20 protein-coding genes are annotated in these 21,579 nt (G+C 72.1%); 10 read left to right on the forward strand and 10 right to left on the reverse strand.

All coding sequences use genetic code 11. From position 1 onward, the window contains the following. Positions 1 to 3 precede the first annotated feature (3 nt). Genes WJM95_RS31520 through WJM95_RS31540 form a run of 5 tightly spaced genes read right to left on the reverse strand, consistent with a single transcriptional unit; the run spans position 4 to position 4,874 of the window. Entirely contained in the window at positions 4 to 777 is a 774-nt protein-coding gene (locus tag WJM95_RS31520; RefSeq protein WP_339133914.1) for an ABC transporter permease, read from the reverse strand. Beyond that, positions 774 to 1,745, reverse strand: a complete 972-nt coding sequence (locus tag WJM95_RS31525; protein ID WP_339133916.1) for an ABC transporter ATP-binding protein — start codon at positions 1,743 to 1,745, stop codon at positions 774 to 776. Before WJM95_RS31525 ends, WJM95_RS31520 begins: the two co-directional genes overlap by 4 nt. Next, a complete protein-coding gene (locus tag WJM95_RS31530; RefSeq protein WP_339133918.1) occupies positions 1,742 to 2,815 on the reverse strand; it encodes a hypothetical protein in 1,074 nt (357 codons plus the stop codon). The genes WJM95_RS31525 and WJM95_RS31530 overlap by 4 nt, the downstream gene beginning before the upstream one ends. Beyond that, positions 2,812 to 3,633 (reverse strand): hypothetical protein, encoded by an 822-nt coding sequence (locus tag WJM95_RS31535; protein WP_339133920.1) that lies wholly within the window; start codon positions 3,631 to 3,633, stop codon positions 2,812 to 2,814. The genes WJM95_RS31530 and WJM95_RS31535 overlap by 4 nt, the downstream gene beginning before the upstream one ends. After that, positions 3,633 to 4,874: a pitrilysin family protein gene (locus tag WJM95_RS31540; RefSeq protein ID WP_339133922.1), complete on the reverse strand. Its 1,242-nt coding sequence runs from the start codon at positions 4,872 to 4,874 to the stop codon at positions 3,633 to 3,635. Before WJM95_RS31540 ends, WJM95_RS31535 begins: the two co-directional genes overlap by 1 nt. A 404-nt stretch (positions 4,875 to 5,278) precedes the next feature. On the opposite strand from WJM95_RS31540, the gene WJM95_RS31545 reads away from it, so the two are divergent. Further along, positions 5,279 to 5,461 (forward strand): hypothetical protein, encoded by a 183-nt coding sequence (locus WJM95_RS31545; RefSeq protein WP_339133924.1) that lies wholly within the window; start codon positions 5,279 to 5,281, stop codon positions 5,459 to 5,461. A 42-nt stretch (positions 5,462 to 5,503) separates the two neighbouring features. Here WJM95_RS31545 and WJM95_RS31550 read toward each other — a convergent pair whose 3' ends face one another. Together WJM95_RS31550 and WJM95_RS31555 are read right to left on the reverse strand one after the other, a co-directional pair. Beyond that, positions 5,504 to 8,617, reverse strand: coding sequence for a BTAD domain-containing putative transcriptional regulator (locus tag WJM95_RS31550; protein ID WP_339133926.1), 3,114 nt, complete (start codon positions 8,615 to 8,617; stop codon positions 5,504 to 5,506). A gap of 174 nt (positions 8,618 to 8,791) precedes the next feature. Beyond that, positions 8,792 to 9,688: an AraC family transcriptional regulator gene (locus tag WJM95_RS31555; protein ID WP_339133928.1), complete on the reverse strand. Its 897-nt coding sequence runs from the start codon at positions 9,686 to 9,688 to the stop codon at positions 8,792 to 8,794. A gap of 128 nt (positions 9,689 to 9,816) precedes the next feature. Between WJM95_RS31555 and WJM95_RS31560 the strand changes: the two genes are divergently transcribed. Both WJM95_RS31560 and WJM95_RS31565 read left to right on the forward strand, forming a co-directional pair. Further along, complete coding sequence (locus WJM95_RS31560; RefSeq protein ID WP_339133930.1) at positions 9,817 to 10,935, forward strand: serine hydrolase domain-containing protein; 1,119 nt, start codon at positions 9,817 to 9,819, stop codon at positions 10,933 to 10,935. A 169-nt stretch (positions 10,936 to 11,104) separates the two neighbouring features. Beyond that, complete coding sequence (locus WJM95_RS31565; protein ID WP_339133932.1) at positions 11,105 to 11,791, forward strand: lysophospholipid acyltransferase family protein; 687 nt, start codon at positions 11,105 to 11,107, stop codon at positions 11,789 to 11,791. Here the strand turns inward: WJM95_RS31565 and WJM95_RS31570 are convergent, their stop codons facing one another. Next, positions 11,792 to 12,355 carry a GNAT family N-acetyltransferase gene (locus WJM95_RS31570; protein ID WP_339133933.1) on the reverse strand — a complete coding sequence of 188 codons (564 nt, stop codon included), beginning with the start codon at positions 12,353 to 12,355 and terminating at the stop codon, positions 11,792 to 11,794. It lies immediately after the preceding gene. A 248-nt stretch (positions 12,356 to 12,603) separates the two neighbouring features. On the opposite strand from WJM95_RS31570, the gene WJM95_RS31575 reads away from it, so the two are divergent. The 5 genes from WJM95_RS31575 (at position 12,604) to WJM95_RS31595 (ending at position 17,571) form a co-directional block, all read left to right on the forward strand. Further along, complete coding sequence (locus WJM95_RS31575; RefSeq protein ID WP_339133935.1) at positions 12,604 to 13,620, forward strand: GlxA family transcriptional regulator; 1,017 nt, start codon at positions 12,604 to 12,606, stop codon at positions 13,618 to 13,620. After that, positions 13,617 to 15,443, forward strand: a complete 1,827-nt coding sequence (locus WJM95_RS31580) for a thiamine pyrophosphate-binding protein (RefSeq protein ID WP_339133937.1) — start codon at positions 13,617 to 13,619, stop codon at positions 15,441 to 15,443. The genes WJM95_RS31575 and WJM95_RS31580 overlap by 4 nt, the downstream gene beginning before the upstream one ends. Then, positions 15,415 to 16,068: an SRPBCC family protein gene (locus tag WJM95_RS31585; protein WP_339133939.1), complete on the forward strand. Its 654-nt coding sequence runs from the start codon at positions 15,415 to 15,417 to the stop codon at positions 16,066 to 16,068. The genes WJM95_RS31580 and WJM95_RS31585 overlap by 29 nt, the downstream gene beginning before the upstream one ends. Then, complete coding sequence (locus tag WJM95_RS31590) at positions 16,065 to 17,084, forward strand: ketoacyl-ACP synthase III family protein (protein WP_339133940.1); 1,020 nt, start codon at positions 16,065 to 16,067, stop codon at positions 17,082 to 17,084. Before WJM95_RS31585 ends, WJM95_RS31590 begins: the two co-directional genes overlap by 4 nt. Before the next feature lie 169 nt (positions 17,085 to 17,253). Then, the gene (locus tag WJM95_RS31595) at positions 17,254 to 17,571 is read left to right on the forward strand and encodes a hypothetical protein (protein ID WP_339133942.1); all 318 of its coding nucleotides are present in this window, start codon (positions 17,254 to 17,256) and stop codon (positions 17,569 to 17,571) included. An 8-nt stretch (positions 17,572 to 17,579) separates the two neighbouring features. Here the strand turns inward: WJM95_RS31595 and WJM95_RS31600 are convergent, their stop codons facing one another. Both WJM95_RS31600 and WJM95_RS31605 read right to left on the reverse strand, forming a co-directional pair. Continuing rightward, a complete protein-coding gene (locus WJM95_RS31600; RefSeq protein WP_339133944.1) occupies positions 17,580 to 18,485 on the reverse strand; it encodes a GNAT family N-acetyltransferase in 906 nt (301 codons plus the stop codon). A gap of 85 nt (positions 18,486 to 18,570) precedes the next feature. After that, positions 18,571 to 20,064, reverse strand: a complete 1,494-nt coding sequence (locus tag WJM95_RS31605) for an MFS transporter (RefSeq protein ID WP_339133946.1) — start codon at positions 20,062 to 20,064, stop codon at positions 18,571 to 18,573. Positions 20,065 to 20,264: 200 nt separating this feature from the next. Between WJM95_RS31605 and WJM95_RS31610 the strand changes: the two genes are divergently transcribed. Further along, positions 20,265 to 20,912, forward strand: a complete 648-nt coding sequence (locus WJM95_RS31610; RefSeq protein WP_339135978.1) for a TetR family transcriptional regulator — start codon at positions 20,265 to 20,267, stop codon at positions 20,910 to 20,912. A gap of 103 nt (positions 20,913 to 21,015) precedes the next feature. Beyond that, positions 21,016 to 21,558 carry a GNAT family N-acetyltransferase gene (locus tag WJM95_RS31615; RefSeq protein ID WP_339133948.1) on the forward strand — a complete coding sequence of 181 codons (543 nt, stop codon included), beginning with the start codon at positions 21,016 to 21,018 and terminating at the stop codon, positions 21,556 to 21,558. Positions 21,559 to 21,579 lie beyond the last annotated feature (21 nt).

The raw sequence follows: 21,579 nt of genomic DNA on the forward strand, positions 1-21,579 counted from the left end.
GCCTCACATCCGGGCCAGGGTGCCGGTGACCCTGACCCTGCGCAGAATGCGGTCGATCAGCAGCGTCCCGGCGGCGTAGCCGGCCAGCCCCAGCAGGACGACGGCCAGCAGGCCGCCGGTCGCGTCGTGGACCGGGCCGGGGCTGACGGCGGCCCGCAGCACCTCGGCGCTCCAGGAGAGGAACACCGCCTTGCTCGCCGGCTGCAACCAGTGCGGGAGATAGCTGACGGGCACCAGGACCCCGCCGAGCAGGAAGAACGGGAAGCTCAGGGTGTTCTGGAGGATGCGGGCCGAGGGCGCGAGCACGAACAGGGCCGACACACAGCTCGCGGTGCCCGCCATGGCGGCGGCAGTGAGCAGCACCCCGGCGAGGAACAGTGCGGGGTGGGCGATCGTCACCAGGACCCCGAAGCCGGCCCAGGCGACGAGCCAGGCCTCCGCGAGGCTGAGTGTGCTCAGGAGGGTCACCGCCGCGATCCGGGCCGCGATCACCGACGAGTAGCGCGCGGGTGTGGCGACCACGGCCTCCAGCGTGCCGCGTTCGCGTTCGTGGCCGATCAGTTCGCCGCCCGCCATCAGCGCCATCGACCACAGGGACATCAACACCGGTGCCAGTACGGCGAATCCGGCCAGGTCCCGGCGGTCGGCGTGCTCGGTGATGGCGAGGAAGAGACAGGTGTACAGCGGCGCGGTCACGAAGACGTGAAGGGTGTCGGGGGTGCGCAGCGTCATCACGATCTGGAGGCGGAAGACCTGCCAGAACAGGGTCGGGCTCATCTGGCCACCCGCATTCCGCGGTCCTTGACCAGGTGCCGGTAGACCTCGGCGAGGCCGGGGCGGACGGTGGCCAGCGAGGTGACGCCCGCCTCCACCAGGGTGCGCAGGACCTCGCGGGTGGTGTCGGCCGCGGCGATCTCGACGGTGATCCGTCCGTCCGGCGTCCGCTCCAGCGAGGAGACACCGGTCAGGCCGCGCAACGCGTCGGCGACGGCGGCGGGAACGTCCTCGGCCGTCACCTTCTCGTAGGCCGACATCCGGCGGGCCAGCACCTCGGGCCGGTCGGTCGCAAGGACGCGGCCCTGGTCGATCAGGGTGACCTGGTCGCATACGGCCTCGGCCTCCGCCATGTCGTGCGTGGTGACGAGGACGGTGCGGCCCTCCGCCCGCAACTCCTGTACCAGCGTGCGGAAGTCGTAGGCGGCCAGCGGGTCCATGCCGGCGGTCGGTTCGTCGAGGATGAGGACCTGGGGGTCGCTGACCAGGCCGCGAGCCAGGTGCAGCCGCTGTTTCATGCCCCGGGAGAAGCCGTCGACCCGGTCGTCCGCCCGCTCGCTCAGACCGACTCGTTCGAGCAACGCGTCGATGCGTACGCGCAGTTCGCGGCCGTGCAGGCCGTAGAGGGCGCCCCAGAGGGAGAGGTTCTGACGGGGCGTGATCCGGCCGTAGAGGCCCCGGTCGCCGCCGAAGACGATGCCGATCAGCGGTTTCACGGCCCGCGGGTCGGCGGCGACGTCGTGGCCGCACACCCGCGCCGAGCCGGCGGTGGGCAGCAGCACGGTCGTGAGGATCTTGCACAGGGTCGTCTTGCCGGCGCCGTTCGGCCCGAGCAGGCCGTGCACCTCGCCGGGGCGGACGGTCAGGTCGATGCCACGCAGGGCCGTGACGATCGCGTCGGGACGGCGGCGGGAGCCGAACTCCCGCGTGAGGCCGCGTACTTCGATCGCGTCGGCGTCCGGGATCGTCATGCGCGGGCCTCCTCGTCCTCGACGGCGGCCAGAGCGGCGGCCAGCAGCTCAGGGGCCACCAGTTCGCCGGCCACCAGCAGGAAGTCGCCGACCGGCGTACGGGCGAGCGTCATGTCGTCCCGGTGCTCCAGCGCGCACCGCTCCCCGGCCCGTACGGCACGGGTCAGCGGCATGCCCCAGACCGGCCGGCCGGACTCCAGCCGCGCCGGGACCGAGAGGTCCGGCTCCGGACGGGTCAGGGACGTGGCGGCCCGGCGGGCCCGCTCCTCGTCCGCCGCGTCGGTCAGCGCCCGCCGCAGCGGTTCGGCCTGCGGATGGACGAAGGAGGCGGTCAACAGGTCCAGCAGCTCTACGAGTTCGGGTGCCAGGCGGTAGGTGACGGCGGCCTCGGCCACCGCGGCCAGCTTCAGCGCCCCGCTGTCGAGCAGGACCAGCAGGTCGACGGCGTCCTTGGTGTGGAACGCGCGCTGGAACCGCTCTTCGGCCACCGACAGCAGATCGGCCAGGACCTGGTCCTCCGGCAGCCGGTGCCGTACGGGGACGGTGGCGAAGTCGCCGCAGAACGCGGCCGTGCACAGCTCCACCCGGATCTCCTCCTCCATCAGAGGGTCGGGGGAGGGCCACAGGACGGCGAGCATGACGTGCAGGCGTCCGTCGGCGACGAACAGCGACAGTTCCGCGGGTTCGCCGCCCAGCGAGCACAGGGTGAGCGCGGCACGCCACAGCTGTTCCTCGTCGTACGCGATGAGGTCCAGGTCGCCGACCGGACGCCGGACGCCGGTGGGGTAATGACCGGCCAGGGAGGGGCCCTTGACGGTCACGACGTCCGGGCGGTCGGCGAGGGCCGAGCGGAGTGCGGCGTAGCGGGCGGCGCGGGAGGCGGCCCGTTCCAGGAGGTCCCTGCTGCCGCTGCCGGGTTCGGTGCCTTCGGCGACGGCCAGCGAGACGACCAGCTGGGCGAGCGTTCCCGACGTCTGCTGGGCGTGGCGGACCAGCCGGTAGGTGCCTTCGTGCTCGGGGACGTCGAGCAGCCGGTGCAGCAGATCCAGGTCGAGTGGTGCGGTGGTCATGACTGCCGGGCCCCCTTCAAGGTCGTGGCCAGCTCCTGGGCGTCGGTCGTCCAGTAGCGGTGGTGTATCCGCCAGCCCCGCGCGCACAGGGCGTCCGTGACCCGGTCGCCTCCTCCGTCGAGGCCGTGCACGACGTGCCCGGTCAACGGGAGCCGCGCTGCGCGGGCGAGGCCGGCCACGGCGGCGACCAGCGCCTTGCGGCCCGCGGGGCCGTCGGCGCCGGGTTCGACGAGGACGTCCACGAGTTCCATGTGGGCCTCGGCCGTGATCTCGTCCCACGCGTCGCCGACGACGGTGGCGTGGCCGACCGGGACGTCCCGCTCCCACACCAGCAGTGACTGCCGGGAGGGTGTGTCGAGCAGGGCGTCGGCCTCGGCGGCCGCGGCTTCGAGGTCGGCGGGCCGGTTCTGCTCCCGCGCGGCGTGCAGGATGGCGCGGACGAGCCAGTCGGCCAGCAGTGGCCGGTGCTCCTGCCGTGCCGGTGTCACCGGGGGGCCGTCCGAGGCGGTCGGCATCTCCGCGTCCTCGCTCAGCCGGACGTAGGTGAGGTCGGGTCGCCACGGCCGCGGCAGCAGGACGGCGGCACCGGCGCGTACGACGAGCGTGGTGACCCCGGGGTGTTCGGCGAGCAGCGCCCGCCACAGGGTCAGTGAGGCCTCGGCGTCCGACAGCAGTCCCGGGTCGGCGTACTCCACCAGCAGACGCCGTTCGCCCGACAGGGGATCGGTGGAGACGCCCGCCACGCACGGCAACCCGGACACGACATGAACCAGCTCCGCGTCCTGTGCGGACTTCAGATAGCCCTCGGCGGCGTACATCAGGCGGCCACCGAGCGGACCGTCATCCGCAGTTCCCGGCGGACGTGCGCGGCGGCTCGCCGCACGTCGTCGATGCCCACCTGCCGCAGACCGGCGATCTCGCTCTCCAGGGACCAGACCCGTCCGGTGGCGCAGGTGCGCTCGGCGATGAGCTTGGCGTACTCCAGCGGTGTCTCGGACTCCAGGACCAGGCTCATCTCCGCCTGTCGCACCGCCGCGTCGAAGTCGTCGGGAGCGAGCCCCTGTTCGGCCACGGATGCCAGCAACACGTCAACGACCGTGCGGACCTGACCGGCAGCGGATGCCTCCGCGCCGATGAGGAGCCGCCAGGCGCCCGCTTCGCGGTAGCCGCGGTCCCAGGCGTGGAACGAGTACGAGAGCCCGTGCTCGCTGCGCAGTGTGCGGTACAGCAGGGACGAGGGACTCGAACCCAGGAGGTGGGCGAGGACGCCGTAGGCTGCCCGCCCCGCCGCGTCGGCCCGTGGTGAACGCGCGGCGAAGCAGAGCCAGGTGAAGCTCGCCTCCCCGGGATCCGGCAGCGGATCGTCCGGGCCCGCCGGCTCCAGTTCCTCTCGCGGCGCCGGGGCCGCCGGTCCTTCGGTGTCCGGGACGGCGGCCCCGGCCAGTACCGAGGGGACCTTCGGGCCCACGACGACCAGCGCGCCCGCAGCCCGGACGAACCGGTCGCGGTGGACGGCGGTCAGCTCCTCGGCCGTCACCGCGGCCAGGTCGTCGGGCGTGCCGCCGACCGGGCGGCCCAAGGAGTGTCCGGGAAAGAGACCGGCGAGGACCGCGTCCTGGACGGCGTCCGAGGGGTCGGCCGCGGCTGCGGCCAACTCCTGGAGCACGACGGCGCGTTCGCGGTCCAGCGTGTCGCTGTCGAGCACGGGCCTGAAGACGGCCCGCAGCAGTGCGGCGGCCACGTCCTCGGCGTCGTCGGCGTGTGTCTGCGCGTAGTACAGCATCACTTCGAGGCCGGTCTGCGCGTTGGCCTGACCGCCGCGGCGCTCGACGTACTCGCTGAACGACCAGGCGGGTCCGTCGCCCCCGAGGGGACTGGACATCACCAGGTGTTCGAGCAGGTGGGCGATGCCGCCGCGGCCCTGCGGATCGTCGCGCGAGCCATGGGCGAGCGCGAGGCAGACGCTGGTGGTCTTCAGCCGCTCGTCGACGACGGCGAGCACGGGGACGGAGGTGCCCGCCGGCCCCGGAAGGCGGGCGGTGAGGTCGTAGACAGTCAAGGGCCACTCTCGCAGGGCCGTGCGCGGCGGGGACCGCCGCGAAGTACGGATGAACCGGAGGAGGAAGAGGTGCAGCGGCTGCCGGGAAGACGTGTGCTTCCCGGCAGCCGCGGACTATGCGGTGCCTCAGGCCTTGGCGGCCTTGACCTTCACCTTGTCAAGGCGGGGACGCAGGCCGGTGGCGTGGTTGCGAGTCATGTCGCACTCCTTCGATCTCTTGGTTGCGGTACTGGGCCGGTTGGCCCGACCGATGAGAACGCTAGGCAGCACGTGTCAACGCAGCGTCGACGCCGGCTCTGTGACGGTCTCCGATCAGACGTTGACCGGCTGTCGACGCGGCCGTGTCACGATGACCGCCCGCAGGTACGAAGCGGGTTCAGCCGTACGAAAGTGAGATACGCGTGATGATGCGTGGCAAGACCCTCAAGCCGATTCGCGTCGCCGCCCTCGGGCTCGTCGTCCTGGTGAGCGCGCTCACCGGCGTCGCGGAGGGCGCCGGAGCGCAGGACCGGACACGGCCCGCCTCGCAGGTCGTCGCCTGGAACAGCACCAGCGCGAGCTGCGTCACCTGCACGGCCATCGGCTAGCGCCGCCGCACGTCATGGGCCGCGCGCGGCGCCCGGTCCGCCTCAGGTCCGGTCGGCGCGCGCGGCGGGATCGACGGTCGCGAGGGCGTCGGCGGCCTGTCGGGCCTCGGGCAGCCCGAGACGCTCCAGCGTCGTGTACGCCTCTTCGAGCTGGGTCCGGGCCCGGTCCCGTTCGCCGCGCCCCGCCAGGACCCGGCCGAGCACCAGCCGTGCCGTGGCCAGGTCGCGGTCTCCGCCGCTCTCCTCCAGGAGCGCCAGCGACTCCTCCGCGTGAAGGGCTGCGCCGTCCAAGTCGCCCATGAGGCGCAGCGTTTCGGCGAGACGGAAGCCGGCCTGCGCGGCCCGGTCCCGGATGCCCGCGGCCCGGCACAGGCGCAGGCACTCCCGAAGCCGCCCGGCCGCCGCCTCCCAATGCCGCTGACCGTGGTGGGCCAGCCCCAGCACATAGAGCGCGTACGCCGTCATCCCGGCGTCGTCGCCGAGGGAGTCGGGATCCGCCAGCACCTTCTCGCACGCGTCGGCCGCGTCGGCCGGCCGCCCGTCGCGGATGAGCGTGAGCGCCATGTTGAGCAGGGTGGCGACCTTGCCGGAGCGGTGCCCGAGCTTCTCCGCCAGGACCAGGGCCGCTTCGAAGTGGGTGAGCGCGTCCTCGTAGCGGCCGAAGAGCTGGGCCGCGACCCCGAGGTCGTTGAGCGCCTGCCGCAGGATGACCTCGTCACCGGTGGCCCGGCAGAGGGTCACGGCCTGCGTGGCCAGTGTTTCGGCACGGGCCGGATCACCCGCGCGCAGGGCGAGGGAGCCGCTGAGCCACCGGGCCCTTCCCAGCGCCCGCCGGTCCCCGTGGGTCTCGGCGCCGGCGGCCAGGACGTCGGCCGCCGCCGTCAGGCCGGTCAGTGCCACCTCCTGGCCGAACGCGGTGAGGGCGATCAGCAGGTCCATCGCCACGGGCAGCGCCCCGGCGTCGTCCCCCGCCTGCCGCAGGACCGCCATGATGCCGTCGGCCTCCTCGGCGACCCAGGCGCGGGCGGCCGGCCCATCGGCGAAGTCCAGGCCCTGGAGGCGAAGCGGCCCGAGGCAGTCGGTCACCGGGTCGCCGGGCACGATCCGGCGAAACGCCTGGCAGGCGCTCGCCAGCAGGAAGTCGAGCAGTCGGCGGACCGTCACGCCGGCCGGTTCCGCGCCCGCCGGTACGGGAAGGGTGCGGGCGAAGGCCCGCAGCAGGTCGTGGCAGCGGTAGCGGCCCGGCGCGGGCGACTCCATCATCGAGGCGTCGACCAGGGACTCCATCACCTCTTCGGCACCGACCTGGTCGAGGCCGAGCACCGCCGCGACGGCAGGCAGTCCGACGTCGGGCTCGGCGACCGGAGCGAGCCGCCGGAAGGCGTGCGCCTGGAGGTCGGCCAGCTGCCGGTAGCCCAGCTCGAAAGCCGCGTCGACGGCGATGTCCCCGAACCGCAGATGCGTGATGCGACCGCGCTCGTCGGCGAGTTTGCCGACCAGGGAGGCGATCGTCCAGCCGGGGCGAGCGGCCAGTCGCGCCGCCACGATGCGCATGGCCAGAGGCAGTTGACCGCACACGGCCACCAAGGACCGGGCGGCCTCGGGTTCGGCGGCGAGTCGCGCGGGTCCGACCACCTCCTCCAGCAGGGCCAACGCCTCCTCCAGGGTGAAGACGTCAAGCGCCATGTGCGCGGTGGCGTCCAGCCCCGACATGCGCGGCTGGCTGGTGGCGATCACCGCGCAGCCGGCGCTGCCGGGCATGAGATGACGCAGCTGCACCGCGTCCCGGGCGTCGTCCAGGACGACCAGGACCCGGCGCCGGTCCAGCAGGGACCTGAACAGGGCTCCTCGGGCCTCCAGTTCATCGGGCAGCCGGTCGGCCGGCACGCCCAGCGCGGTGAGGAAACCCCCCAGAACCCCGAACGGGTCGGCCGCCGCCACGCTGCTGCCGCCGAGATCGGCGTAGAGCTGACCGTCGGGATAGTGGTGGCGGGTGCGGTGGGCCACGTGCAGGGCGAAGGTGGACTTGCCGACGCCGCTCATGCCGGTCACGGAGACCGTGGTCAAAGCGTGTCGATCGGAGGCGGTGAGCAGGTCGTGCAGGCGCCGCGCGAGCACTTCGCGACCGATGAAGACGGGTGTGTCGGCAGGGAGTTGGGCGGGCGCCGGCAGAAAGGCCGGGCGGGTGCCGCCCGCAGCCCCGTCCTCCGGCGTCTGCGCCTGATCCGGGCCCAGGACCGTCCCGGGACCGGATCCCGCGGACGGGGTCCGTTCGTCCGCCGCTGTGTGACCGCTCCGTGCGAGGAACTCGTCGCCCGGCAGGGCACGTGGGTCGGCGGCCCGGACGGCATCCGCACGCGACAGCACGGTCTCTGACGGGGCGTCGGACACGGAGTCGCCGTTGAGGATGCGGGTGTATTCCTCGGTCAGTTCCCGTCCGGGCCCCACGCCGAGCTCTTCGATGAGGCGACGGCGTATCCGGTCGTGGACCGCGAGCGCTTCCGACTGCCGTCCCGTCGCGTACAGGCCCCGCATCAGCAGCGCGTGCGGCCGCTCGCGCAGGGGGTGTTCGGCGGTGAGTTCGGACAGCTCCGGCAAAGCCGCGTGGAATCGGCCCAGTTGGACGGCCAGGTCGAGGCGCTCGACCTGGAGGGACACCTTGAGTTCTTCCAGGCTGTCGCGCCTGCGTGCCGCGAAGGGGCCGGGGACGCCCGCGAGCGACTCGCCCTGCCACAGCGCCAGAGCCCGGCCGGCGCTCTCCTCTGCATCCGCTAACCGGCCCTGGGCCCTGAGCCGCGCGGTCTGCCGCGCCAGCGACTCGGCGTGCCAGGCGTCCACCGCACTGTTGCCCACGGCGAGGCGGTATCCGTCCGCGGCCGACAGCAGGTGGTCCGGCGCCGAAGGATCCCTCTCCAGCAGCCGGCGCAACCGCCATACGTACGTACGGATCGTCGTCGACGCGGACTTGGGCAGCGTGTCGTCCCACAGGGCGTCGGTGAGATCGTCGAAGGACACCGCGTGCCCGACGCGCAGCAGCAGGGCCGAGAGCACGGCCGCCTGTTGTGGCGGTCCGACCGGCAGTTCCGTCTCGCCACGGAAGGCCCGTACCGTCCCCAGCACCCGAAACGTGAGTTCATCGGCTGCCTGTGCGCTCATGCTCTGTCTCCTCGGCCTGGGGTGGACGGCCACGTCCTGGTTCCTGCGACCGCATGCGTACGGGTTCGCCGTAGGGCACGCCGATGTCGCTCACTTCACTCAAGATGATCACTTTTTACGCAAGGTTGCTTCGTAAGCAAAGGGGCGCTCCGCGTCCACAGGCAACCGCGACGTTCAGATCCCGGCGCCCGTGCCGTCCCGCTCGACCGGGATCCACAGCTGGGAGTCGGTCTCCGCTCCGGTCTCCACCGGCCGGGTCAGCAGGAGTTCAGGACCGGGCCGGGTCGTGTACAGGTTCGAGGGGAACCACTGCGTGAACACGTCCCGCCAGAGTTCCTGGAGGGCGCTCGGATACGGCCCGTGGTTGTCGAAGACCGCCCAGGTCCCGGCCGGCACGTCCAGGGCGTCGAGCTCCTCGACGGCCGCCCCGGGACCGGTCACGACGCCGATCCAGTAGTCCGCGTCGGCGCCCTCCTCCCGGCCGCCGGTCAGGTACACCGCCGCCGACAGGATCCCGGCAGGCTCCTGGCCGGCCGGTTCCCGGTGGGCCAGCTCCTTCATCCGTACGACCGTCCGCTCGTCGAGGCTCTCCACGTGCGCCTCGGCGGCCGTGTTGACCCCGTCGCGCACGAGCGGGACCCGGGCCTTCCTGCCGACGATCCGGAACGCCGCCTTCTCCACGATCCGGTACCGCATGGCCGTACTGCCCTCGACGACGACCCGGAACGACATGCGCGGCTGGGCCGTGAGCACCGCGCCCGTGCGTCTGGCCTCGCCCGGCCCGATGCCGTGCAGCGACCTGAAGGCCCGCGCGAACGCCTCGGCCGACCCGTATCCGTAGCGCACCGCGACATCGAGCAGGGTCAGCTCCCCGGCCAGCACCTCGGCCCCGGCGAGCGTCATCCGCCTGCGCCGTACGTAGACCGGGAGCGGCATCCCGGCGAGCGCGGAGAACAGCCGGCGGAAGTGGTACTCCGAGACCGCGGCGATCCTGGCCACCTCGGCCATGTCGACCTCGCCGTCGAGGGAGGCCTCCAGGTGGTCCAGTGCCTGGTTCAGCCGCTCCAGCACGTGTGTCCGTCCTTCCTTCCCCGGTCGGCCGTCTCACCGGAGCGGAGGAGGTGATCGCGCCCGACCCGACAGAACCGGTGCGGGAATTGTCGGGTGCGAAGCCCCTCCCTTGTCCGAGGGTTGCACCCATGACCGATATTAAGGGATTTTGTGATCCGCGCTTCGTCGCCGTCCGTGACGCGCTCGCGGCCCTGCTCGACAAGGACGACGTGGGTGCCTCCGCGGCCGTGTACCTCGACGGCGAGCCGGTGGCCGACGTCTGGGGCGGGTACGCCGACGCGAACCGCTCCCGCAGTTGGGAACGCGACACCCTGACGGGCGTGAACTCGACGACGAAGAACATGGTCGCCCTGTGCGCGCTGATGCTGGCCGACCGGGGCGAGCTCGACCTGTCCGCGCCGGTCGCCGCCTACTGGCCCGAATTCGCCGCCGCCGGCAAGGAGAACGTGCTCGTACGGCATGTCCTTTCGCACACCGCGGGGCTTCCCGACCTGCCCGGACCGACGGAGGTGGAGGATCTCTACGCCTGGGAGACCGTGACGGCGGGTCTGGCCGCGCAGGCGCCCGTGTGGGAACCGGGAACGGCCGCGGGCTATCACGCGCTCACCTTCGGCTATCTCGTGGGTGAGATCGTCCGCCGCGTGACCGGCCGCCCTCTCGGCGCGTTCTTCGCCGAGGAAGTGGCCGGACCGCTGGGCGCGGACTTCCACATCGGGCTCTCGGCCGACCACGACCACCGCGTCGCACCGCTCATCCCGCCACCGGGACTGACGGAGGAGTACGCCGCGGCCGCACCGGCCGGCCCGGACGGCACCCGGCGGGAGGAAACCGGTCTCACGATCCGGGTCGAGGACGCCAACTCCGTGGCCTGGCGCCGTGCGCAGATCCCCGCGGTGAACGGGTTCGGCAACGCCCGCTCGGTCGCCCTCGTGCAGTCGGTCCTGGCGAACCGGGGGTCGGCGGGCGGGGTGCGACTGCTGTCCCCCGAGGGGTGCGAGCCGGCGTGGCAGGAGGTCTTCCGCGGCGACGACCGGGTGCTGGGGACGCCGATGTCCTGGACCGTGGGCTTCGGCCGGTTCGGCAACACGTTCGGCTGGGGCGGCTGGGGCGGCTCGCTCGTCGTCAGTGATCCCGCCGCGCGCATGACGGTTGCCTACGCCATGAACCGGATGATCGACCGGGAGGACGGACAGGAGGACAACCGTGGCATGGAGATCGTGATGGCGGCGTACGACGGCTTGTCCTGAAGACCGCCTGCCCCGACGACGGGTGTACCGGCGCCGGACGGTGGCCCGCGCCGACGGCGGACGACGGTCCTGGGTACCGGGCCGCGCAAGATGAGTGCGCGTACTCAGGCTCCGGAGACCCCCACGGTCGACGATGAAGGCCAACAGAGTCGAGATCGGGAGACCGAACATGCTCAGCCGCCTCGCCGACGTCCTGGTGCCCGCCGTCGGCCGCCTCACGGTCACCACCGACGCGGGCGCCGAACTGGCTCCAGGCAGCATCATCGCCGCGAACCACACCTCGCTCGCCGACCCCGCCGTCGTCCTGGCCGCGCTGCACCGCCTGGGGGTGCGTCCGGTCGTCATGGCGACCGCCGGGCTGTGGCGCGTCCCGGTGCTCGGACGCGCGCTGGCACGGGAGGGGCACATCCCCGTCCACCGCGGCGACCGACGGGCGGCCGACGCCCTGGACGGAGCCGCCGAGGCGCTGGAGCGCGGGCGCCTGGTCCTGATCTACGCCGAGGGCGGGCTCCCGCACCGGGCCGACGTCGCGGAGGCGGCCCCGGGAGCCTTCCGCAGCGGCCTGTCCCGGCTCGTCCGGCTGACCGGGGCTCCGGTGGTGCCCGTGGGCCAGGCCGGTGCCCGTCGGGTCACCTCGGGAAGCAGGGCCAAGCAGCTCGCGGGCCTGCTCACGTCACCGCTTCGCCGTCCGCGACTGCACGTGCACGTGGGCGAGCCGATCGAGCCGGCGGCGGAGCAGGCCGACCGGACCGAGCAGGCCCGCGCCGCGGTGACGGCCGCCTGGCGCACCGCCGCCGCCCGGCTCGGCGAACCTGCCGCGCTCGCCGACTGGTTCGGCGACGGCCGACGCTCCTGACTACCGCGCCTCCCACTGCTTCCTGGCGATCTCGTACCGGACGCCGCCCTGCTCGGAGCCCTCGACCATCACCATGTCCGGGGGAGTGGTGAGGGTGTCCGTGAAGGTCATGCCGAGCTTCTTCATGACGTTGCGCGAACCCTCGTTCACCGTCATCGTCTCGGCCCAGACCACGCGTACGCCGAGTTCCGTGAACGCCTTGCCCAGCAGGGCCCGCGAGCCCTCCGTGGCATAGCCCTTGCCCCAGGCCGCCCGCCGCAGCCGGTAGCCGAGTTCCACCTCGTCCAGCGGGCCCTCGCGCTCGGGGCGCAGGAGGAACCAGCCGATGAACGCGCCGCCGTCCTTCTCGTGCGCGGCGAACAGTCCGAGGGTGCCGCCCCACCTCTCGTATCCGGCGAGGATGTTCGGCAGGTGGAGCTCGCGCACGATGTCCGGCGCGGTCGGTTCGCCGCCGGTCAGATAGCGCATCACCGCCGGGTCGCCGTCCAGCTCGATCAGCAGGTCCGCGTCGTCGGCGGTGAAGCGCCGCAGGGCCAGGCGCTCGGTCTCCAGATAGGTCTCCACGCGTCGATCCTGCCTGAAGGCAGGTCGGTCGGCCCAACGGTTTTTTCGGCAACTCGCGTGCACCGCCGAGACGTTGTACCGCTTCAACTTTCCGGCCCCCTGTGAGTTGCCTCACCCGCGGTGACCGGCGCTCGTCGGTGAACCGCCTGGCCAGGCGGCCGCAACTCCCTTGGAGCGAAATCCTGTTGGCCGGATGCGTCAGTGAACTGTCATTGCGGTCAGTCCGAGATCCGATACAGGCTGTGACCGTGGCAGAGCGACGTGTTGTTGTGGTGGTGTACGCCGGTGCCATGGCGCTGGACATCACCGGACCGATCGAAGTGTTCGACATCGCCAACCGGCTCCTCGATCCGGGGGCCGCTCCCTATCGGATCGAGATGGTGTCCGCCGACGCGCCACTGGTGCGTACGAGTTCGGGCGTGAGCATGGCGGCACTGCCGCTGGAAGTCGGCCGGGGCCCCGTCGACACCCTGCTCGTACCCGGGGGCTGGAGTGTGGAGGAGGCGCTGCACGACCAGGCGCTGATCTCGTGGATCCGCGCGGCCGCGGGACGGTCGCGCAGGGTCGCCTCCGTCTGCGGCGGATCCTTTCTGCTGGCCGAGGCGGGCCTGCTGGACGGCAGACGTGCCACCACGCACTGGGCGTACGGCGAGGCGATGGCCCGCCGCTATCCGGCGGTGACGGTGGACGCCGAGCCGATCTTCGTCTGGGACGGCCCCTTCGTCACCTCGGCGGGAGTCTCGACCGGGATCGACATGGCACTGGCCCTGGTGGAGGCCGATCACGGAGCCGCTCTCGCCCTGGAGACGGCACGGTTCCTGGTGCTCTTCCTCAAACGGCACGGCGGGCAGTCCCAGTTCAGCGCGATGCTGGACGCCCAGCTGGCCGACCATCCGCCGATCCGGACGGCGCAGGAATGGATCCTGGAGAACCTCCACAACCCGTTACCGGTGGCCGAGATGGCCCAGCAGGCGAACATGAGCCCCCGCAACTTCTCCCGGGTCTTCCGCCGCGAGGTGGGCACCACCCCCGGGCAGTACGTCCAGCGCACACGGATCGCCCGCGCCCGGGAACTCCTGGAGACGACCGACCTCCCGATCGGCCAGATAGCGGGCCGCTGCGGATTCGGTGCTCCCGAGACCTTCTTCCGCTCCTTCGGGCGGACCCTCGGGCTCACCCCGAAGGAGTACCGGCACCGCTTCCAGGTGATCACGCCGTCGGGCCTCGTCGACCGGCACCAGGAGAGGGACGGGAGCCCCGTATGACCGTCGTGGCGGGCGTGCCCGAAACCGGGACGGTACGCATGGTCGACCACCTGGCCGCCGAGCTGGCCGAAGCCGGGGTCACCCATGTGTTCGGCGTCGGTGGCGCCAACATCGAGGACCTCTACGACGCCGTGCACCGCTGCGGAACCGTCCAAGGGGTCGTCGCCAAGCACGAGTTCTCGGCCGTCACCATGGCCGACGGATCCGCCCGGACCACCGGGCGCCTCGGGGTCGTCGCCGCCACCTCGGGCGGTGGCGCGATGAACCTGGTGCCGGGTCTCGCGGAGGCGTACGCCTCACGGGTGCCGCTGCTCGCCCTGGTGGGTCAGCCGCCGACCGTCCAGGACGGGCGGGGCGCCTTCCAGGACACCAGCGGCAAGGGTGATTCCTTCGACGCGGCCCAGGTCTTCACCCCGATCTCCCGGTACTGCGCCCGGGTCGAGGACGCGCAGTCGCTCGTGGAGCTGCTGCCGCGGGCGATCGCGGCGGCCCTGACCGAGCCGCGCGGGCCGGCCGTGCTGCTCCTGCCGAAGGACGTGCAGCAGGCACGGATCAGGTTGCCCGGCCCCGATCCCGCGCCGGTGCCCGCCGTGCCGGCGACACCGCTCGACGCCGCCGCTCTCACCGAGGTGTCGGACGTCCTTCGTGGCGCGGCCACGGTCCTGGTCGTCGCCGGTGAGGGCGTGGCCGCGGCGGACGCGCGTGCGGAACTGGCCGAACTGGCGCGGAGACTGGGGGCATGGGTCGCGGTCACCCCCGACGCGAAGGACGTGTTCGACAACCGCCATCCCCAATTCGCGGGCGTGGCCGGGGTGATGGGCCATGCCAACGTCGAGGAGTGTCTGCGCCGGGCCGATGTGTGTCTGCTGGTCGGCACCCGGCTGCCCCTCCTGGCGCGCGGCGGACTGGAGCGGGCGCTGGACGCCACCGACGTCGTATGCCTCGATTCCGAAGAGCCCTTCGTGGCCGCGACGGCGATGGGTGGGGATCTGCGGGACGCCCTCCGCGCGGTGACCGGCAGGCTCGCGCCGACCCCACGTGCGTGCCCGCGCCACTCCGGACCCGTACCCACCCCCACGCCGGATCCGGACTCCCCGGCCGTCCACGGTCGGACCCTCCCGTACGCAGCGGCCCTCGCGGCGGTGGAGTCGGCGCTTCCCGAGGACGCGCACGTCTTCGTCGACGCCGGGAACACGGGTGCCAGCGCGGTCCATCTCCTTCCCGCACCACGACACGGGCGGTTCGTCGTCGCCCTCGGCATGGGAGGCATGGGCTACACCTTCGGCGCCGGCATCGGCGCCGCGCTCGCGACCGGCCGACGTACCTACGTACTGGCAGGTGACGGGGCCTTCTTCATGCACGGGGCGGAGGTGCACACCGCGGTGGAGCTCTCCGCACCGGTCACCTTCGTCGTCTTCAACAACAACGCCCACGCCATGTGCGTGCTGCGCGAGGAGTTCCTCCAGGGCGGCGTCCGCGGCGACGACCTGTTCGGCCGGACCGACATCGCCGCCGGGGTGGCCGCCGCCTTCCCGTCCCTCGACGTCACCGGTGCCGAGGACGCGGCGGGGCTCCGTGAGGCGCTGCTGCGCGGCAACGAGGGCGGCGGCCCGGCGTTCGTCGCCTTGGACTGCGACCCGAGGGAGATCCCTCCGTTCCTCCCCTTCCAGCCCTTCACCGAGGCCACCGGCGCCGCCGACCGGACCGGCCGCGCCACCGACCGTGCCACCGGCGCCACCGACCCTCCCGGAGCCGATGACCGTGCCGAACACCCCGACAGCAAGGAGAACGCAGATGAGCGACGAGTCGTCCCCGTTGGCTGACATCCCCGGTCTGATGCGGATCGAGAACCCCGGCAAGGACGAACTGACCGCCCACTGCGTGGAACTCACCCACGCCGTCTACCCCCACCATCAGGTCTACGGGCGGTACTGCACCATCCACGAGTACGTCGACTGCCCGCCGGACCTCACCTTCGACTACCTCCGGCAGGGTCACCACCTGGAGGAATGGACGTGCAGCCTGCGGGACTTCGCTCCCTCGGGCACACCCGGGCTGTGGGTCGGCCGTGACCGCCTGGAGGAGGACACCCGCATCTACTGCAAGGTGGTCGCCAACCCCGAGGCCATGACCGTGGATTTCCACTGTTCCTGGGACCAGGGCGACCAACTGTGGATGATCTACCTGATGCGGGTCGTGCCGGCCCAACTGGTGCTCGACAAGCCGGGATCGGTGATCACCTGGACCAACTGCCGTCATCCGCACTACGACACGAACCCGCACCCCGGCCTGGCGCCCCGGCCCGACCGGCCCTGGGTGGGCGACTACTGGGACCTGTTCTACGCGGGGCACACCGTGGAGATGAACAACCTCAAGGCGATCCTGGAGCACCGCCGTCGCAACGGCCAACCCGTCAACGCGGTGCCCCCGAGGGCGGTGGCGCGGTGACCACGGTCAGCCTCACCGACGTCTCGGGCTACCTTCCGGGCGACCCGGTCCCCGCGGAGTTCTACACCGACTACCCGGGCGCGGAGGACAAGCTCCGCGGCCACCCCATGTTCAAGGTCCCGCAGTCACGGCACCACGTGGCCGCGGACGAGACCAACACGGACATGATCGAACGCGCCGTGCAGCCCCTGATCGACCGGCACGGCAGGGACGAGATCCGGGGCGTCGACGTCCTGCTGGTGCACAGCCAGCTGCCGGATCTGCCGTTCGTCGGCGCCGGAACCGAGGTCGCGCGCCGACTGGGCCTGAACCCGGAATGGCTCGTCGACGTGGCGAACGCGGGCTGCGCTTCCTTCGTGTACATGTTGAAGCTGGCCCGGCAGATCCTGGCCACCACCGACGCCCGGACCGCGCTGATCTGCAACGCGCAGAGCGCGGCGGGCCAGTGCTTCACCCAGTCCGAGGTGCGTCGGCTCGCCCAGGCCGCGATCCCGGGCGACGGCTGCGGTGTGGGGTGGGTGACGACCTCGGCCGGCTCGCCGCTTCTCGACGTGGAGACCCGGCACATAGGGGATCACGCCGGTGACATGACCCTGGCGCTCGACGACGGGCGCAAGTACTGGGAGCCGGGGGAGTCCCAGCTGCGGATCGGGTTCACCGACGCGAGTGTGGCGAAGGTCCTGGCACGCGGGAACCGACTGGTCCCGGAGGTGATCACGGACCTGTGCGAGCGGCTCGGCGTGGCGACCGAGGACATCGACGTCCTGGTCACCAATCAGCCGAACCGCACCTTCCTGCGCAACTGGAGGGAGGCGCTGCAACTGCCCGCCGAACGGCACCTGAACACGTTCGACCGGTGCGGGAACCTCTTCGGAGCGGCGATCCCGGTCACCCTGGACCACGCGATCGGCTCGGGCCGGGTGAAGGACGGTGACCTGGTGGTGCTGGGCGGCTTCGCGCACGCCGGCGACTTCGCGGGAGCCGCCGCGGTCCGCTGGCACGGGGACCGCGGGTGACGCGTACGGCGGGATCGTGCGGCGCCCGGCGTCCGTCTGCTGGTCACACGAGGTGATCAGCCGCCGATGACGCCGTCGGCGTGATGTGTGGCGGTGGACGCAACCGGAGCCGTGCTCCTCGGACTCTGGGCTTGTAGTGCACAGCGATTCCTACGGTGAGGAGCCGGAGATGACCCCTTGGAGCAGTGAGAACCTCAGTTCCCGCGCGTTCGTCGACCCCTATGCCGTACTGCCGCAGGACAGCGCCTGGGGTGCCGCGGCCCAGTCCCGCGACGACGTCGACGCCCTGCTGCCACCGCCCGACCCCGCCCACCGGATCGGCTACACCCTCGACCCGCGGGACCAGCGGCGCCTGGCCCTGCACGCCACGCTCACCGCCGCCGGTGTCCCGCCGATGCCGGAGGACCGTGCCGCCATCGACCAGATCAGCGCGCTCCCGGACGATGTCAACGACGTCCTTCAGCGCTGGCTGCACCACACGTCCTAGGGCGCGGGTCACCCGGCCCGGCGCACCGGTCGGCGCGGACTTCCCGGTGTGCCGGGCAGGAAGTCGTACCCGGACCAGTCGGCCAGCCTTCGATAACCGAGGCGCTGGTAGACGGCATTGCTGATGGGGTTGGACAGGTCCGCGAACAGCACCACGTCCTGCGCTCCCGCGGCGAGAGCCGCGCGGCTCACCTCAGCCGACACGGCGGCCGCGTATCCACGGCCGCGCAGCTCGGCGGGGGTGTAGACGATGTCCACCTGGATCTGGCCACCGATCAGGGGGTTCATGCCCGCGACGGAGACGGGGGTGCCGTCCGGGGTCTCCCAGAGGGTGTAGCGCTTGTCGGCGAAGCGGGTGTCGGCCCAGGTGGCCGCGCTGATGGACACCTCTTCGCCGACGGCCGCGGCGAACTCCCGGCACCAGAACATGACGTGATCGAGGTCCTGCTCGCCCAGGACGCGGGCGCGGCCCGCCGGCATCGGCTCGGGTGGGGTGAGGGTGCCGAGGCGATACAGACGAAGGCGTGTCGCGCGCGGTCTCGGGGTCGCGCCGGTGTGCCGCTGCCAGGCCTCGGCGAAGAGGGTGGCCGTTTCGTCGTCGGCGCTGACGCCGGGAGGGGAGGCCCCGAGGGCGCTCAGACGGGCGGCGAGGGAGTCCGCCTGCTCCGGTGTGAGCGGGGAGAGGCCGAATCCGCGGGGAGCGAGGCGGTAGAAGGTGGCCTCGACCTCGCCGCCTCGCTCCAGCAGGCCGAACAGGGGCGCCCCGGAGCCGAACGCGTCCGCCCCGCGCTTGCGCACCCTCTCGGCCCAGGTGAGCTGCATGACGTGGAGCCCGGGCCGCGAGCGAAGGAAGTCCCCTGCGCGGGCGAGGAAGTCGTCGACGTCTTCGGTGAGGTACCAGTCTTCGGGGCGCATGGCTCATGGTCCCAGTGCCACGCGTACGCCGGGTGCCTTTCGGCCGCGGCGGACGCGGGGCCGGGCGGGCGGCCGGGCGCCGCCGTCAGACGGGTTCCCCGACGGGCTGCTCTTCGAGCTCCTCGGCGGGGTGCTCCTCGACGGTGCGGGAGTCGGTGAGGCTCAGCGCGCCGCCGGCCGCGATCAGTCCGACGACGACCGCGAGCACGGCGTAGGTGATCCGTTCGCCGTGGAAGAACGACGCGACGAGGTCGCCGCTCCAGGTGCCGGCGGGGAGTCGGGTGGTGACCAGCACGGCGATCAGGGTGCCGACCACGGCCGTACCGACGCTGGAGCCGACCTCCTGCGCGGTGTCGTTGAGCGCGGCACCGATGGAGGTGCGGTTCGCCGGCATCGCGCCGACCAGCGCGACCGCGCAGATCGTCATGACCGTACGCAGTCCCACCGTCATGACGACCATGCACACGGCGATGGCGGCGTACCCGTGGCCGACCGCCCAGGACAGACCCGCCAGCGATCCCGCCAGGCAGGCCGCGCCCACCAGGCAGGCGACGCGGTGGCCGAACCGGCGCCCGAGCCATTCGGACACGGGTGTCGCGGCGAGCATCGTCACGATGAGCGGCAGATTGGCCAGGCCGGCCCGCACCGGGCTCCATCCGTACGCGTACTGGAAGTGGAGGATCAGCCCGAACATCACGCTGGCCATCGCGATCGAGGTCCCGATCTGCGCGATGGCGGCGCCGCGGACGGTGCCGTTGGAGAAGAGACGCAGATCCAGCATGGGTGCGGCGCTGCGGCGCTCGTGCCACACGAACGCGATCGCGGCGGCGACGGCGCCGACGATCGAGGCGACGGTGGGTGTGGAGAGCCAGCCGTGCTCGACTCCGCTGGTCAGCGAGTAGCAGGCGAGTCCGATGGCGGTGACGCTCAGGGCGGCGCCCGGCAGGTCGAGCGGGTCGTGGGTCAGGCCCTCCGGCCGGTCGGCGGGGACGCCGAGCCGGACGCCGATGCAGGCGAACACCGCGATCGGCGCGTTGACGACCAGCAGCCATTCCCATCCGACATGGGCCAGCGCGGTGCCACCGAGCAGCGGTCCGAGGATGAAGCCGGACATGCCGACGACGATCATCACCGTCATGGCGCGCATCCGCAGGGCCGCGTCGTCGAACAGGCGGAAGACCAGGGAGTTCGTGATCGGGGCCATCGCCGCGGCGGCGATGCCGAGGACGGCCCGCAGGGCTATGAGCTCGCCCGCCGTGGTGACGAGGAGGGCGCACAGGCTCAGCGAGCCGAACGCGGCGAGCCCGATGAGCAGCACCCGGCGGCGGCCGAAGCGGTCGGCCAGCGACCCGGCGGTGAGCAGCAGACCGCCGAAGGTCAGCGAGTAGGCGCCGGTGACCCATTGCAGCGCGGTCGTTCCGCCGCCCAGGTCGCGGCCGATGGTGGGCAGCGCGATCGACAGCAGCGTGTTGTCGACCATCTCGACGAAGAAGGCCAGGCAGAGGGCGGCCAGCGGAATCCATGCCGCGCGTAGGGACGGATAGGTGCGGGACGGGGGGTGGAGCGTGGCGGTGGTCATGGCGGTCCTCCCGGTCGAACATCGTTCGTCTATCGAACAGTGTACGGCTATCGAACGGCGTACGATGCGATACGATAGAACAACGTTCGATACGACGCAAGAGTGATGGGATGGAAGCCATGGCACGCCTGCCGAACCGTGCGACCGGGACCCGTCCGCCGAGCCGTGCGGCCGAGGGGCGCCGACGGGCTTCGCACTCGATGGAGTCGGTGCTCACCGAGGCGGTGGCCCTGCTCGACGAGGCCGGGGCGCCGGCGCTGACGTTCCGGGCGCTCGCGCAGCGCCTCGGCGGTGGCGTCGCCAGCATCTACTGGTACGTGGCGAGCAAGGAGGAACTGCTCGACCGCGCCACCGACCATGTGGTGGGCGCCGTACTGGCCGACATCGAGGCGCTTCCCCGCAGCGACGACCCGATCGACGACCTGCGCGCGATGGCCGTGACGCTGTTCGACGCGATCGTGGACCGGCCCTGGCTCGGCGCCTACTTCATGCGCAACACCGACGTCCAGGGCAACTCCCTGCGCCTGTACGAGAAGCTCGGCCAGCAGACCCTCCGCCTGGACCTCACCGCGCACCAGCGGTTCCACGCGGTGTCCGCGATCGTCGGTGTCGTGGTCGGCTCGGCCGTCGACATGGGGCAGGAGCCGCCCCAGGAGATCCTCGACGGCGCCGTGAACCGTGAGGAGTTCCTCGGCCGCTTCGCCGAGACCTGGCGGGAGCTCGACCCCGAGGAGTTTCCGTTCGTGCACGAGATCGTCGACGAGTTCGACGGCCACGACGACGCCGACCAGTTCCGCTCCGCGCTGGAGCTGACGTTGACGGGCCTGCGTCTGCAAGCGGGCGCCTGAACGTCACACGGGCCGCCCGGTCCGCCGGGGCCCCGCGGGTCCGGCCGCCCGGGCCGTCCCGGTTATCCTGCCTCGTTCCGAACAGGCCAGGAGGTCCCGCACCATGAGCAGCACCACGTCGTCGTTTCCCGAGCGGATCGAGCTCAGGGGGGAGGGCCTCGTCCTTCGCGACTGGACGGAGGGGGACCTGCCGGCGATGCCGGAGCTGTTCGACCACCCCGACATCGCGTACTGGACGCCGATCGTCTCCCCCTTCGACGAAGCCGCCGCCCGCGGACGCCTTGACCGGGACCGGACGCTGCGCGCGGAGGGCACGGCCGTCCTGCTCGCGATCACGGTCGACGGCGGAGCGCCGCTCGGCGAGGTGATGCTGCGCCGCGCTCCCGAGGGAACGGAGATCGGCTACGCGGTCGGCCCGGCCCACCGCGGTCAGGGTCTGGCCGTACGGGCGGTACGGGTGATGGCCGCGTACGCCTTCGAGGAACTGGCCGCGGAGCGGGTGATCCTGGAACTGGAGGCCGAGAACGCCGCCAGTGTCGCCGTGGCCACCAAGGCGGGCTTCACCCTGCTCGACGTCCCGCCGATCACGGGCGAGGAGAAGGGACGCCCCTTCGTCCTCCAGACCTGGGGACTGGACCGCCCCTGATCACAGCGCTCCGAGGGGGGA

The sequence above is a fragment of the Streptomyces sp. f51 genome, assembly GCF_037940415.1.
Classification (GTDB): Bacteria; Actinomycetota; Actinomycetes; order Streptomycetales; family Streptomycetaceae; genus Streptomyces.